The organism is Pseudomonas sp. CLCA07, assembly GCF_053615335.1.
The window spans coordinates 5,878,681-5,892,491 of record NZ_CM132131.1; the positions used below are offsets into that span (position 1 = coordinate 5,878,681).

At 59.5% G+C, this 13,811-nt stretch carries 11 protein-coding genes; 9 read left to right on the forward strand and 2 right to left on the reverse strand.

All coding sequences use genetic code 11. From position 1 onward, the window contains the following. Positions 1–59: 59 nt before the first annotated feature. A complete protein-coding gene (locus ACWGZX_RS27070) occupies positions 60–1,343 on the forward strand; it encodes an arsenic transporter (RefSeq protein ID WP_452626221.1) in 1,284 nt (427 codons plus the stop codon). Between the two features lie 114 nt (positions 1,344–1,457). On the opposite strand, the gene ACWGZX_RS27075 is transcribed toward ACWGZX_RS27070, so the two are convergent. After that, entirely contained in the window at positions 1,458–2,408 is a 951-nt protein-coding gene (locus ACWGZX_RS27075; protein ID WP_452626222.1) for a DUF1853 family protein, read from the reverse strand. 108 nt (positions 2,409–2,516) lie between these two features. Between ACWGZX_RS27075 and ACWGZX_RS27080 the strand changes: the two genes are divergently transcribed. Genes ACWGZX_RS27080 through pepN form a run of 6 tightly spaced genes read left to right on the forward strand, consistent with a single transcriptional unit; the run spans position 2,517 to position 9,049 of the window. Then, positions 2,517–3,407: an NAD(+) kinase gene (locus ACWGZX_RS27080; protein ID WP_027923400.1), complete on the forward strand. Its 891-nt coding sequence runs from the start codon at positions 2,517–2,519 to the stop codon at positions 3,405–3,407. Further along, positions 3,407–4,378: a metallophosphoesterase gene (locus ACWGZX_RS27085; RefSeq protein ID WP_452626223.1), complete on the forward strand. Its 972-nt coding sequence runs from the start codon at positions 3,407–3,409 to the stop codon at positions 4,376–4,378. Before ACWGZX_RS27080 ends, ACWGZX_RS27085 begins: the two co-directional genes overlap by 1 nt. Further along, positions 4,375–5,244 (forward strand): rhomboid family intramembrane serine protease, encoded by an 870-nt coding sequence (locus tag ACWGZX_RS27090; RefSeq protein WP_452626224.1) that lies wholly within the window; start codon positions 4,375–4,377, stop codon positions 5,242–5,244. Before ACWGZX_RS27085 ends, ACWGZX_RS27090 begins: the two co-directional genes overlap by 4 nt. Positions 5,245–5,278: 34 nt before the next feature. Then, the gene (locus tag ACWGZX_RS27095; protein WP_452626225.1) at positions 5,279–5,539 is read left to right on the forward strand and encodes a YeaC family protein; all 261 of its coding nucleotides are present in this window, start codon (positions 5,279–5,281) and stop codon (positions 5,537–5,539) included. Next, positions 5,536–6,366 (forward strand): DUF2797 domain-containing protein, encoded by an 831-nt coding sequence (locus tag ACWGZX_RS27100; protein WP_452629074.1) that lies wholly within the window; start codon positions 5,536–5,538, stop codon positions 6,364–6,366. The genes ACWGZX_RS27095 and ACWGZX_RS27100 overlap by 4 nt, the downstream gene beginning before the upstream one ends. A 10-nt stretch (positions 6,367–6,376) precedes the next feature. Continuing rightward, complete coding sequence (gene pepN / locus ACWGZX_RS27105; protein ID WP_452626226.1) at positions 6,377–9,049, forward strand: aminopeptidase N; 2,673 nt, start codon at positions 6,377–6,379, stop codon at positions 9,047–9,049. Between the two features lie 462 nt (positions 9,050–9,511). On the opposite strand, the gene ACWGZX_RS27110 is transcribed toward pepN, so the two are convergent. Then, positions 9,512–9,718 (reverse strand): hypothetical protein, encoded by a 207-nt coding sequence (locus tag ACWGZX_RS27110; protein ID WP_452626227.1) that lies wholly within the window; start codon positions 9,716–9,718, stop codon positions 9,512–9,514. Positions 9,719–10,195: 477 nt separating this feature from the next. Here ACWGZX_RS27110 and ACWGZX_RS27115 point away from each other — a divergent pair, with 477 nt between their 5' ends. Both ACWGZX_RS27115 and ACWGZX_RS27120 read left to right on the forward strand, forming a co-directional pair. Continuing rightward, the gene (locus ACWGZX_RS27115; protein WP_452626228.1) at positions 10,196–11,248 is read left to right on the forward strand and encodes a WD40/YVTN/BNR-like repeat-containing protein; all 1,053 of its coding nucleotides are present in this window, start codon (positions 10,196–10,198) and stop codon (positions 11,246–11,248) included. Positions 11,249–11,273: 25 nt separating this feature from the next. Beyond that, complete coding sequence (locus ACWGZX_RS27120) at positions 11,274–13,649, forward strand: efflux RND transporter permease subunit (protein ID WP_452626229.1); 2,376 nt, start codon at positions 11,274–11,276, stop codon at positions 13,647–13,649. Positions 13,650–13,811 lie beyond the last annotated feature (162 nt).

Below are 13,811 nucleotides of genomic sequence, written 5' to 3' on the forward strand. Positions count from 1 at the left end.
TACTCCGCTCGTGCATTGCGGCTGAATCGCGGTTTGTTTTCCGCTTAAAGTTGTTTTGCATGCTCATCGCTTCACTCATTTTCCTGCTGACCATCACGCTGGTGATCTGGCAACCCAAAGGCCTGGGTGTCGGTTGGAGTGCGGTATTCGGCGCTATGCTGGCGCTGATTTTCGGTGTGGTGCAGTTGAGCGACATCCCGATCGTATGGCAGATCATCTGGAACGCCACCGGCACGTTCGTGGCATTGATCATCATCAGTCTGTTACTGGACGAGGCGGGCTTCTTTGCCTGGGCCGCCTTGCATGTGGCGCGTTGGGGGCGGGGCAGCGGGCGTAAGCTGTTTGCTTATATGGTGCTGCTAGGGGCGTTGGTCTCGGCATTGTTCGCCAATGATGGCGCGGCGCTGATTCTGACGCCCATCGTGATTTCCATGCTGCTGGCGCTGCGATTCTCCCCGGCAGCCACGCTGGCGTTCGTGATGGGCGCCGGTTTTATCGCCGACACTGCAAGCCTGCCGCTGGTGGTGTCGAACCTGGTGAACATTGTTTCCGCCGACTTCTTTCATATCACGTTCAACCGCTACGCGGCGGTCATGGTCCCGGTCAACCTGGTGAGCGTCGCGGCGACGCTGGCGGTGTTGATGTGGTTCTTCCGTCGCGACATTCCCAAGGCTTACGACCCCGAGCAATTGGAGCTGCCGGCGACTGCGATACATGACAAGGCGACGTTTTTTGCTGGTTGGGTAGTGTTGGTGATCCTGCTCGTGGGTTGTTTTGCCCTGGAGCCGCTGGGCATTCCGATCAGCGCCATTTCTGCGGTGTGCGCCGCGTTGCTGTTGGGGATCGCCGCCCGGGGCCACAAGATTTCAACGCGCAAGGTGATGAAAGAAGCGCCGTGGCAGATCGTGATTTTTTCGCTGGGTATGTACCTGGTGGTGTATGACCTGCGCAATGCCGGGTTGACCGGGTATCTGGCGGGTTGGCTGGACGGGTTTGCACATTACGGCGTGTGGGGCGCGGCCATGGGCACGGGCGTGCTGACGGCGATTCTGTCTTCGATGATGAACAATTTGCCGACGGTGCTCATCGGTTTGCTGTCGATCGATGCCAGTCAGGCCAATGGTGTGGTGAAGGAGGCGATGATTTATGCCAACGTCATCGGTAGCGATCTTGGGCCGAAAATCACGCCGATTGGCAGTCTGGCGACGTTGTTGTGGCTGCATGTGCTGGAACGCAAGAGCATCCGGATTGGCTGGGGGTATTACTTCAAGGTCGGGGTGGTGTTGACGGTGCCGGTATTGTTGGTGACGTTGGCGGCTTTGGCTGTGCGGTTGTCCCTCTAGTCCGAGTTGGCTTCATCGCGGGCAAGCCCGCTCCCACATTGGATCTACGTCATAAGGAGATCACATGTGGGAGCGGGCTTGCCCGCGAAGGGGCCGGTCCAGACACCACGCATCTCAACCACTACCCGGCACATTCGGCCAAAGATCCGCCACCAGAAACAACCGTTCCGCTTCCTCCCATTCCCCCTCGGCATTTTCGACCAGGCGTACCATCAATTGCGCGGGCGCCAAGGGCTCCAGTTCACTGAGCCAGGCACTCAATTGCTCGACATTCCAGGTGTGCTCCGCGGGATAATGCGCCGGTGCCAGCCAGGCATGGCGGGGCAGGGGTTGCCAGCGACCGAAGGGGCGCTGCACGACAAAGTCCGCCCAGTCTTTCTGATGCAGCCAGCTACCGCGCAAATGCTGCGGATGCGCACCGCCGGGTGGCGCGGCGCGTCCCGGCCACGGATACAGCAGGTAACCGCCGAGCCACAAGTGTGCACTGAACTGCTGAATATCCAGGGCCGCCAGCACTTCGCGACTTTCGCCGCGGGCAGAAATGGGCAGTTGATGCAGAGCCAGGTGTGCCAGTTTGCGGTCCAGCCGATCATGACAACCGGGGCCGAGCCACTGAGCGGTGTCATGCCCGTCGCCATTTTGCGGCCCGAGATAGAGCTTGATAGCCAGTTCCAGGTGGTGCACGCCGTCGCGGTCACGCAGCAGCATGTCCAACTCACCCAGTGTGTGGCCTTCACGGCGGATCGGCAGGTTGGCGGCAATCAGCTCGATCCCCGGCGCGTGACGCACCGCGTACTGCCACAGGCGCTCGTAATACAGGCCCAGACGCCGGGTGCGGGCCTGGGACAGCCAGTGCAGCAAGTCATAGCTGTCACGGTCCAGTTGCCGCAGCCAGCGCTCCAGGCGCTCCGGCTCTTGCACCCATTCGCTGCCGGCCAGGGGATGGCGTTGCGGCCACGGTGTATCGACGAGCATCGGCGGCGCGAGGATGACCCAGGCCAGGTCGCGCACTTCGGGGTGGCGCAACTGATGGGGCAACGAGAGCAAATCGGGAAATAGGATCATCTTGCGAGCATAGCCCTAAACATGAGTACACCCTTGCGGCTGAAAGGATTTTGTCTATCCAGCGCTTTCGCCCATAATCGTCTTTTTCGCCGTCCTCGCAGGAACCCCATGGAGCAATTTCGTAATATCGGCATCATCGGTCGCCTGGGCAGTTCTCAGGTGCTGGATACCGTCCGCCGACTGAAACGGTTTCTGCTCGATCGTCACTTGCACGTGATCCTCGAAGACACCATCGCCGAAGTCCTTCCCGGTCACGGCCTGCAAACCTCGTCACGCAAGATGCTCGGCGAAGTGTGTGACATGGTGATTGTGGTCGGCGGTGACGGCAGCCTGCTCGGCGCCGCCCGGGCGCTGGCCAAGCACAATATTCCGGTGCTCGGCATCAACCGCGGCAGCCTCGGTTTCCTGACCGATATTCGTCCAGACGAGCTGGAAGTCAAGGTTGCCGAAGTGCTCGACGGCCATTACCTGGTGGAAAACCGCTTTCTGCTGCAAGCCGAAGTCCGCCGTCATGCCGAGGCCATCGGTCAGGGCGATGCACTCAATGACGTGGTGCTGCATCCCGGCAAATCGACGCGAATGATCGAGTTCGAACTGTACATCGACGGCCAGTTCGTTTGCAGCCAGAAGGCCGACGGCCTGATCGTCGCGACGCCCACCGGTTCGACCGCCTACGCGCTGTCGGCGGGCGGACCGATCATGCATCCCAAGCTCGACGCTATTGTGATTGTGCCGATGTACCCCCATACCTTGTCGGGCAGGCCGATTGTGGTCGATGGCAACAGTGAGCTGAAAATCGTCGTGTCCAAAGATATGCAGATTTACCCGCAAGTCTCCTGTGACGGGCAGAACCACTTCACCTGCGCCCCCGGCGACACCATCACCATCAGCAAGAAAGCGCAGAAGCTGCGGCTGATTCATCCGCTTGACCACAACTACTATGAAGTCTGCCGGACCAAACTCGGTTGGGGCAGTCGATTGGGTGGTGGAGGCGACTGATGCTCGATCCCGCGCGTAGCTACGACCTGATCGGTGACGTGCACGGTTGCGCTCTGACCCTTGAGCACTTGCTCGACCGGCTCGGTTACCAGAAACAACGCGGCGTCTGGCGACATCCATCACGGATGGCCGTGTTTGTGGGCGACATCATTGATCGCGGCCCGCGCATTCGCGAGGCGCTGCACATCGTCCATGACATGGTCGAGGCCGGCCAGGCGCTGTGCATCATGGGCAACCATGAATTCAACGCACTGGGCTGGAGCACGCCAGCGCCACCGGGCAGCGGCAAGCAGTTCGTCCGGGAACACACGCCGCGTCATGCCCGATTGCTGGGCGAAACCCTGACCCAGTTCCAAGACCATCCCGGTGACTGGCATGACTTCCTGCAATGGTTCTACGAGTTGCCACTGTTCATCGACGCCGGCCGCTTCCGGGTGGTGCATGCATGCTGGGATTCGGGCCTGATAGAGCCGTTGCGCTCGCTGTTCTCCAATGGCTGCGTCGATGAGCATTTCCTCCAGGCGTCGGCCGTGCCGGGCAGTTTCGCCTGCACCGTGTTCGACCGGCTGCTGCGCGGCACCGACATGCGCTTGCCCCATGGCTTGACCATGACCAGCGGCGACGGCCTGGTGCGCTCATTCTTCCGCACCAAATTCTGGGAAGACGACCCGCAAACCTACGGAGACATCGTGTTCCAGCCTGACGCATTGCCCGAACCCGTGGCGCAGACGCCCCTGACGTCCACGGAAAAAAACACCTTGCTGCGTTACGGCGTCGACGAGCCACTGTTGTTCGTCGGTCACTACTGGCGCAGCGGCAAACCGGTGCCGATTCGCCCGAACCTGGCCTGCCTGGATTACAGCGCAGTGCTCTACGGCAAACTGGTCGCCTATCGGCTGGATCAGGAAACCCGGCTCGATCCGAATAAATTTGTCTGGGTCGATGTCGAACGGCCGGAGGTGCTGCAATGAGTGCTGTTGCTGTTTTGCGTCTGCCACTGGCGGTGGACTTGAGCGGGTTCGTCAAACTGCTGCAACGCATGCAGGTGCCGCATCGCGTCAGCGAAGAGTCGGGCGAACAGGTGCTCTGGGTGCCGGCCAACATCAGCGAGGACGTGCTTTCGCTGTACGAACGCTTTCCTGCTGGTGACCCCGATCAGCAGCTGGACATTCCAGCGGCGCAAACCTTCCAGCGCCCTGGTTTTGTCGAGCAGCTGCGCTACGCGAAGGCGACAGCGCTGGTTTTGCTGCTGAGCATCCTCGTCGGCGCGGTGACGCTGCTGGGCGAAAATCTCGACACGATGCGCTGGCTGACCTTCCTCGATTTTCGCGTGGTCGGCGAGTACATCCATTTCGTGCCATTGGCTGACAGCCTGGCGGCGGGGCAGTGGTGGCGACTGATGACGCCGATGCTGATCCACTTCGGTATCCTGCACCTGGCCATGAACGGCATGTGGTATTGGGAGCTGGGCCGGCGCATCGAATCGCGCCAGGGCAGCATCAACCTGATTGGCCTGACGTTGCTGTTCAGCCTCGTTTCCAACTGCGCCCAGTATTATTTCAGCGGCCCGACCTTGTTCGGCGGGTTGTCCGGTGTGCTGTACGGCCTGCTCGGGCATTGCTGGATTTTCCAGCTGTTGGCGCCGAACCCGGCTTATCGCCTGCCGCGCGGTGTGCTGGTGATGATGCTGGTGTGGCTGGTGCTGTGCCTGTCCGGGCTGATCTCGATGATCGGCTTCGGTGAAATTGCCAACGCAGCCCATGTCAGCGGGTTACTCATCGGATGCTTCACCGGTTTGTTGGGTGGTTTGTACAACCGCCGTAAACTGGCCGCCTAAAACAGTTTATGTATTAAAGAGCGCGGAGACCTTGATGTCCTCTTTTAACGAAATGATCAAAAACATCACCCCCGATATCTACCAGGGCCTGAAACTGGCGGTGGAAATCGGTAAATGGGCGGACGGTAACAAGCTCACCGCCGAGCAACGTGAACTGTCGCTGCAAGCGATGATCGCCTGGGAAATCCAGAACCTGCCCGAAGAAGAGCGCACCGGTTACATGGGGCCGCAGGAATGCAGTTCGAAGTCGATCAGCGTGCCGAACATCCTGTTCAAGTCGGAAGCCATCCATTGATCGAGATTGGCCGCGGTGCAATCAGCAAAATGTCGGCCCGCCTTGACGGGTCCGACGTGCAGTACGCGTTTCGTCTGGGCGACCTCGAGGTGCCGGTCAATCCAATGATCGGCACCACCGTGCGCCTGGAATACCTGGGGGCGATTCATTGCACCCATTGTGGACGCAAGACCAAAACCAGTTTCAGCCAGGGCTATTGCTACCCGTGCATGACCAAACTGGCGCAGTGCGACATCTGCATCATGAGCCCGGAACGTTGCCACTTCGACGCCGGCACTTGCCGTGAGCCGGAGTGGGGCCAGACGTTTTGCATGACCGATCACATCGTCTATCTGTCCAACTCGTCGGGGGTGAAAGTCGGGATTACCCGCGCCACCCAGCTGCCGACCCGCTGGATCGATCAAGGCGCCCGCCAGGCGTTGCCGATCGTGCGGGTGTCGACCCGTCAGCAGTCGGGTTTCGTCGAGGACCTGTTTCGCAGCCAGGTGGCGGACAAGACCAACTGGCGTGTCTTGCTCAAGGGCGAAGCGGTGTCGGTGAACCTGGCCGAGGTCCGCGATCAATTGTTCGACCGCTGCGCCGAGGGCCTGCAAACCTTGCAGGAACGATTTGGACTACAAGCAATTCAGACGATTGCCGACGTAGAAACCCTTGAGATCCGCTATCCGGTCGAGCAATACCCGGCCAAAATCGTCAGCTTCAACCTGGACAAGAATCCGATTGCCGAAGGCACGCTGCTGGGGGTCAAGGGCCAATACCTGATCTTCGACACCGGCGTGATCAATATTCGTAAGTACACGGCTTATCAGCTCGCCGTGCATCAGTAAGGACTCCAGCATGCGCACCGAACAACCGAAGATGATTTACCTGAAAGACTATCAGGCGCCTGAGTACCTGATCGACGAGACGCACCTGACCTTCGAGTTGTTCGAGGACCACAGCCTGGTCCATGCGCAGCTGGTGATGCGCCGCAATCCCGAGCGCGGCCCGGGCCTGCCGCCGCTGGTGCTGGACGGTCAGCAACTGGAGCTGCTGTCGGTCACCCTGGCCGACCGCGAGCTGAGCGAAAGCGACGATCAACTGACCGGCTATCAGTTAACAGAGCAGCACCTGACCCTGCACCCGACCAGCACCACCTTCACGGTCGACACCAGCGTCAGGATCCACCCGGAAACCAACACCGCGCTGGAAGGTTTGTACAAGTCCAGCGGCATGTTCTGCACCCAGTGCGAGGCTGAAGGTTTCCGCAAGATCACCTACTACCTCGACCGCCCGGATGTGATGAGCAAGTTCACCACCACGGTCGTCGCCGAGCAGCACAGCTACCCGGTGCTGCTGTCCAACGGCAACCCGATTGCCAGCGGGCCCGGCGAAGACGGCCGGCACTGGGCGACCTGGGAAGACCCGTTCATGAAACCGGCGTACCTGTTCGCGCTGGTGGCCGGTGATTTGTGGTGCGTTGAAGACACCTTCACCACCATGACCGAGCGTTCCGTGGCATTGCGCATTTACGTCGAGCCGGAAAACATCGACAAGTGCCAGCACGCCATGAACAGCCTGAAGAAGTCGATGCGCTGGGATGAAGAGGTCTACGGCCGCGAGTACGACCTGGACATCTTCATGATCGTCGCGGTCAATGACTTCAACATGGGCGCCATGGAGAACAAGGGCCTCAACATCTTCAACTCCAGCGCCGTGCTGGCCCGCGCCGAAACCGCCACCGACGCCGCGCACCAGCGTGTCGAAGCCATCGTCGCCCACGAATACTTCCACAACTGGTCGGGCAACCGCGTGACCTGCCGCGACTGGTTCCAGCTGTCGCTCAAGGAAGGCTTCACGGTGTTCCGCGATGCCGGGTTCTCCTCGGACATGAACTCGGCCACGGTCAAACGCATCCAGGACGTGGCCTACCTGCGCACGCACCAGTTCGCCGAAGACGCCGGTCCCATGGCCCACGCCGTGCGGCCGGACAGTTTTATCGAGATTTCCAACTTCTACACCCTGACGGTGTACGAAAAGGGCTCGGAAGTGGTCGGCATGATCCACACCTTGCTCGGGGCCGAAGGCTTCCGCAAAGGCAGTGATCTGTATTTCGACCGCCACGACGGCCAGGCTGTAACCTGCGACGACTTCATCAAAGCGATGGAAGATGCCAACGGTGTCGACCTGACCCAGTTCAAGCGCTGGTACAGCCAGGCGGGTACGCCGCGGTTGGCGGTGAGCGAGTTTTACGATGCTGCGGCGAAAACCTACAGCCTGACGTTCCGTCAAAGCTGCCCGGCAACCCCGGACAAGGTTGAAAAACTGCCGTTTGTGATTCCTGTTGAGTTGGGCCTGCTGGACTCCAAAGGCGCGGCGATTGCCTTGCGTCTGTCCGGCGAAGCCAGCGCTCAGGGCACGTCGCGGGTAATTTCGGTGACCGAAGCTGAGCAGACCTTCACCTTCGTCGACATCGCTGAACAACCGCTGCCTTCACTGCTGCGTGGTTTCTCGGCGCCAGTCAAACTGAGCTTCCCGTACAACCGCGATCAACTGATGTTCCTGATGCAGCATGACAGCGACGGTTTCAACCGTTGGGATGCCGGTCAGCAACTGTCGGTGCAAGTGTTGCAAGAGCTGATTGCCCAGCATCAGGCCGGCGAAACGCTGGTGCTGGATCAGCGCCTGATTTCTGCCCTGCGCACCGTGCTGTCGGACGAGACGCTGGATCAGGCTATGGTCGCGGAAATGCTTTCGCTACCAGGCGAGGCCTATCTGACCGAAATCAGCGAAGTGGCTGACGTCGATGCGATTCACATTGCACGCGAGTTTGCTCGCAAGCAACTGGCGCAAGGGTTGTTTGAAGCGTTGTGGCTGCGTTATCAGGCCAATCGCGAACTGTCGAAGAAAACCCCTTACGTGGCCGAGGCCGAGCACTTCGCTCGTCGCGCGTTGCAGAACATTGCGCTGTCGTACCTGATGCTCAGCGGGAAACCGCAAGTGTTGGCGGCGACGCTTGAGCAATTCGAAACCAGCGACAACATGACCGAGCGGCTGACCGCGTTGGCGGTGTTGGTCAATTCACCGTTTGAAGCAGAGAAAGCCAAGGCGCTGGCGAGTTTTGCCGAGCACTTCAAGGACAATCCGCTGGTCATGGATCAGTGGTTCAGTGTTCAAGCGGGCAGCACGTTGCCGGGTGGTCTGGAGCGGGTGCGTCAGTTGATGCAGCATTCGGCGTTCAACATGAAGAACCCGAACAAGGTGCGGGCTTTGGTCGGTGCGTTTGCCGGGCAGAACCTGATCAATTTCCATGCAGCTGATGGCTCGGGGTATCGCTTCCTCGCGGATCTGGTGATTGAGTTGAACGGGTTCAATCCGCAGATCGCTTCCCGGCAGTTGGCGCCGCTGACGCGCTGGCGCAAATACGACGACGCGCGTCAGGCGTTGATGAAAGGCGAGCTGGAGCGCATTCGCGCTTCGGGTCAGCTGTCCAGCGATGTGTTTGAAGTGGTCAGCAAAAGCCTGGCCTGAGTCATGCTTTGCTCCCACAGGGTTCACTCGGACCCTGTGGGGGGTTGGCTTTTGTGCCTTGGCGGCCTGACAGCCGACCAGTCTCCCCCAGATGTACACCGTCCACCTGTAGGAGCTGGCTTGCCAGCGAAGGCGGCCTGACAGCCGACCATTCTCTTCTTGGTGTACATATCCATTCCTGCGGTAACGGCCACTTAGGGTTTCGCCCTTACGGCGACTCACTTTTTTTTCAAACGCCAAAAAAAAGTAAGCAAAAAAAGGCTCGCCCCGAGCGTCCGGCCCCTCGCTAAAGCTCGGCGTTCCTTCGCTCCGGTATCCATCCGGGGACACTGCCCTCCGGTCTGCTTCGCTACGACCTACATGCAGCGTGTTCGACTGCGTCGAACGGCGCTACGCGCCACTCCCCCGGATGAACACCTCCACTCAGCCTCCCGAAGGGGCGGGCAAATCAAAAGCCAAAGATCAAAAGCTTTCAGGCGAGCTAACGCTCGGCCTGTTGAGCGGTGAGAAGCGAGAGCAGCACGCCGAACCATTGTGGGAGCGAGCCTGCTCGCGAAGCTTTTGGCTTTGGCTTTGGCTTTGGCTTTGGCTTTTGATCTTGATCTTGAGCTTGATCTTGATCTGCTTTTTATCTTTCGCCCCTTCGGCAGGCCGAGCGTAGGTGTTCATCAGGGGGTAGGCGCGTAGCGCCGTGCGGCGAAGCCGCACACATCGAGAGGAGGTCGTAGCGAAGCAGACCGTAGGCGATGCCCCCTGATGGACACCATAGCGAGGGAACACTGAGCCTTAGCGAAGTGCCGTACGCCGGGGCGAAGCCTTTTGGTTCCTTTTCGGCGTTTGGAAAAGTGAGTCGCTGTAAGAGCGAAACCATAAGCAGCCGTTACCGCAGCAACGGATATGTACACGCATCGAAATCACGCGTCCGAATGCTGTGCTATTCAGCAGCTACCCATCCCCCTCAGGTTAACAAAACATAACGTGGCGTCGATTGTCAGACCTTTCCAAACCCCGATAGGATAAGCCAGCTTCCGAAGGGGCTCTAGATTGCGCGTTTCAGGACCAAGCTCCAAACAGCCAATCACAACGAGCACCCTTACGGCGCCCAGAAAGGTTGAACGACCTAACAATAATAATGGGGGAAGGTCTATGAGTGAGCCTGTCATGGGTGTGGGTATCTGCCGCCCGCCGGCATTACGCAAAATCGCGTTGCTGGCTACAGCGCTCTCGCTGTTGGGCTGTGCCGTGTTGTCGGCACCTGTGCTGGCCGCTGCCGCGCCAGCATCCGATGTTGTTTATTCCATTGAATCCGCCAAGGCCTCCAAAAGCCTGCTGCTGGATGTCGTCCACGCCGGCAAACGCCTGGTGGCGGTCGGGGATCGCGGGCACATTCTGTATTCCGATGACCAGGGCACGACCTGGGTTCAAGCCAAGGTGCCATCCCGGGCATTGCTGACGTCGGTGTTTTTTGTCGATGACAAACACGGCTGGGCCGTCGGCCATGACGCACAGATCCTCGCGAGTGAGGACGGTGGCGCCACCTGGACCAAGCAATTCGACGATTTGAAACGCGAAGCGCCGCTGCTCGACGTCTGGTTCAAGGACGCCAACAACGGCTATGCCGTGGGTGCTTATGGCGCGCTGCTGGAAACCATCGACGGCGGCAAGCACTGGGAAGACGCCAGTGACCGCCTGGACAACGAGGACCAGTTCCACCTCAATGGCATCGCATCGGTCAAGGATGCCGGGCTGTTCATCGTCGGCGAGCAGGGCAGCATGTTCCGCTCGGCCGATTGGGGGCAGACCTGGGAGAAACTCGAAGGCCCGTACGAAGGCTCGCTCTTCGGTGTCATCGGCACGGCGCAAGCCAATACGCTGCTGGCTTACGGCCTGCGCGGCAATCTCTATCGCTCCACGGATTTTGGCAGCACCTGGGAACAGGTCGAGCTGAAAGCCGCTCGCGGCGCACTGGAGTTCGGGCTGTCCGGCGCAACGCTGCTCGACGATGGTTCCATCGTGATCGTCGGCAACGGCGGCTCAGTGATACGCAGCAACGACAATGGCGAAACCTTCAGCGTGTTCAACCGTCCGGATCGCATTTCCGTATCGGCAGTGACGGCGGCGGGCAACGGCAATCTGATTCTGGCAGGACAGGGCGGCGTTCGCGCTACTTCGCCAACCGGCTCAGAGCTGGGCAAATAATAAGAAGGGCGGAGCTATGACATCGATGACAAGCCATCACCAAGACAAGGCGACGTTTCTTGAACGCCTGATTTTCAACAACCGCCCGGCAGTGATCTTCATCTGCCTGCTGGTCAGTATTTTCCTGTTCTGGCAGGCGACGCTGATCCGGCCGTCCACCAGCTTCGAAAAAATGATCCCGCTCGATCATCCGTTCATTCAAAAGATGATGGAGCACCGCAACGATCTGGCAAACCTGGGCAACACGGTGCGGATCTCGGTGGAAGCCACTGACGGCGACATCTTCTCCAAGGAATACATGGAGACCCTGCGTCAGATCAACGACGAGGTGTTCTACATTTCCGGCGTCGACCGTTCCGGCCTCAAGTCGCTGTGGAGCCCGAGCGTGCGTTGGACCGAGGTGACGGAGGAGGGCTTCGCCGGTGGTGAAGTGATCCCGCAGAGCTACAACGGTTCCCAGCAAAGCCTCGATCTGCTGCGCAACAACGTCCTCAAGTCCGGGCAAGTCGGACGTCTGGTGGCCAACGATTTCAAGTCGAGCATTGTCGATATCCCGCTGCTGGAGTCCTACCCGGACCCGCAGGACCAGGGCAAGTTGCTGGCGCTGGACTACCGCAAGTTCTCCCACGAGCTGGAAGAAAAAATCCGCGACAAGTTTGAAAAACAGAACCCTAACGTGCAGATCCATATCGTCGGTTTCGCCAAGAAAGTCGGCGACCTGATCGATGGTCTGGTCATGGTGGTGATGTTCTTCGGTGTCGCCTTCGTGATTACGCTGATTCTGTTGTACTGGTTCACCAACTGCATGCGCAGCACCGTGGCGGTACTCAGTACCACGCTGGTGGCGGTGATCTGGCAGCTTGGGTTGATGCACTTCTTTGGTTTCGGGCTGGATCCGTACTCGATGCTGGTGCCGTTCCTGATCTTCGCCATCGGTATTTCCCACGGCGTACAGAAGATCAACGGTATCGCCTTGCAGTCCAGTGAGGCCGACAACGCGCTGACCGCTGCGCGACGCACGTTCCGTCAGCTGTTCCTGCCGGGGATGATTGCGATCCTTGCGGATGCGGTGGGTTTCATCACGCTGCTGATCATCGACATTGGCGTGATCCATGAACTGGCCATCGGCGCGTCCATCGGCGTGGCGGTAATCGTGTTCACCAACCTGATCCTGCTGCCGGTGGCGATTTCCTACGTCGGTATCAGCAAACGCGCAGTGGAACGCAGCAAAAAGGATGCAACCCGCGAACACCCGTTCTGGCGACTGCTGTCGAACTTTGCCAGCGCGAAAGTCGCGCCGGTGTCGATCGCGCTGGCCTTGCTGGCCTTCGGTGGCGGTCTCTGGTACAGCCAGAACCTGAAAATCGGCGACCTCGATCAAGGTGCTCCAGAGTTGCGTCCGGACTCGCGCTACAACAAGGACAACAACTTCATCATCAGCAACTACTCCACCAGTTCCGACGTGTTGGTGGTGATGGTCAAGACCAAGGCTGAAGGCTGCTCACGCTATGAAGCCATGGCGCCGATCGACGAGCTGATGTGGAAGATGCAGAACACCGAGGGCGTGCAGTCGGCGATTTCCCTGGTGACCGTGTCCAAGCAGATGATCAAGGGCATGAACGAGGGCAACCTGAAATGGGAAACCCTGTCGCGTAACCCGGATGTGCTGAACAACTCCATCTCCCGTGCCGATGGCCTGTACAACAACAGTTGCTCCCTGGCGCCGGTGCTGGTGTTCCTCAACGATCACAAGGCGGCGACGCTCGATCGTGCGGTGCATGCGGTGCAGGAATTCGCCAAGGAAAACAACAAGGACGGCCTGGAATTCATCCTCGCGGCCGGTAACGCCGGGATCGAAGCGGCCACCAACGAGGTGATCAAGGAATCCGAGCTGACCATCCTGATCCTCGTCTACATCTGCGTCGCAACCATGTGCATGATCACCTTCCGTTCGTGGGCGGCGACCTTGTGCATCGTGTTGCCGCTGGTGCTGACCTCGGTACTGGGCAACGCCTTGATGGCGTTCATGGGCATCGGCGTGAAAGTCGCGACGCTGCCGGTGGTGGCGCTGGGTGTGGGGATTGGCGTGGACTACGGCATCTACATCTACAGCCGTCTGGAAAGTTTCCTGCGTGCTGGTCTTCCGTTGCAGGAAGCCTATTACCAGACGTTGAAATCCACCGGTAAAGCGGTGCTGTTCACCGGTTTGTGCCTGGCCATCGGTGTGTGCACCTGGATCTTCTCGGCCATCAAGTTCCAGGCCGACATGGGCCTGATGCTGACCTTCATGCTGCTCTGGAACATGTTCGGCGCGCTGTGGCTGCTGCCTGCGCTGGCGCGGTTCCTGATCAAACCGGAGAAACTGGCAGGACAGAAGGGCAACTCGCTGTTCGCTCACTGATCTGTCGCTGAAACAAAAAAGCCGCAACCCAGGTTGCGGCTTTTTTATATCCCGAATTCAACACTAAACCCCTGTAGGAGCGGGCTTGCCCGCGAATGCGGTGTGTCAGTCGACATCATCGTTACCTGATACTCCGCCTTCGCGAGCAAGCTCGCTCCTACA

Excerpts from the sequence above, each read along its gene's own strand:
- ACWGZX_RS27070 (WP_452626221.1), top strand. The coding sequence starts at position 60 with ATGCTCATCGCTTCACTCATTTTCCTGCTGACCATCACGCTGGTGATC.
- ACWGZX_RS27075 (WP_452626222.1), bottom strand. The coding sequence starts at position 2,408 with ATGATCCTATTTCCCGATTTGCTCTCGTTGCCCCATCAGTTGCGCCAC.
- ACWGZX_RS27080 (WP_027923400.1), top strand. The coding sequence starts at position 2,517 with ATGGAGCAATTTCGTAATATCGGCATCATCGGTCGCCTGGGCAGTTCT.
- ACWGZX_RS27085 (WP_452626223.1), top strand. The coding sequence starts at position 3,407 with ATGCTCGATCCCGCGCGTAGCTACGACCTGATCGGTGACGTGCACGGT.
- ACWGZX_RS27090 (WP_452626224.1), top strand. The coding sequence starts at position 4,375 with ATGAGTGCTGTTGCTGTTTTGCGTCTGCCACTGGCGGTGGACTTGAGC.
- ACWGZX_RS27095 (WP_452626225.1), top strand. The coding sequence starts at position 5,279 with ATGTCCTCTTTTAACGAAATGATCAAAAACATCACCCCCGATATCTAC.
- pepN (WP_452626226.1), top strand. The coding sequence starts at position 6,377 with ATGCGCACCGAACAACCGAAGATGATTTACCTGAAAGACTATCAGGCG.
- ACWGZX_RS27110 (WP_452626227.1), bottom strand. The coding sequence starts at position 9,718 with ATGAACACCTACGCTCGGCCTGCCGAAGGGGCGAAAGATAAAAAGCAG.
- ACWGZX_RS27115 (WP_452626228.1), top strand. The coding sequence starts at position 10,196 with ATGAGTGAGCCTGTCATGGGTGTGGGTATCTGCCGCCCGCCGGCATTA.
- ACWGZX_RS27120 (WP_452626229.1), top strand. The coding sequence starts at position 11,274 with ATGACAAGCCATCACCAAGACAAGGCGACGTTTCTTGAACGCCTGATT.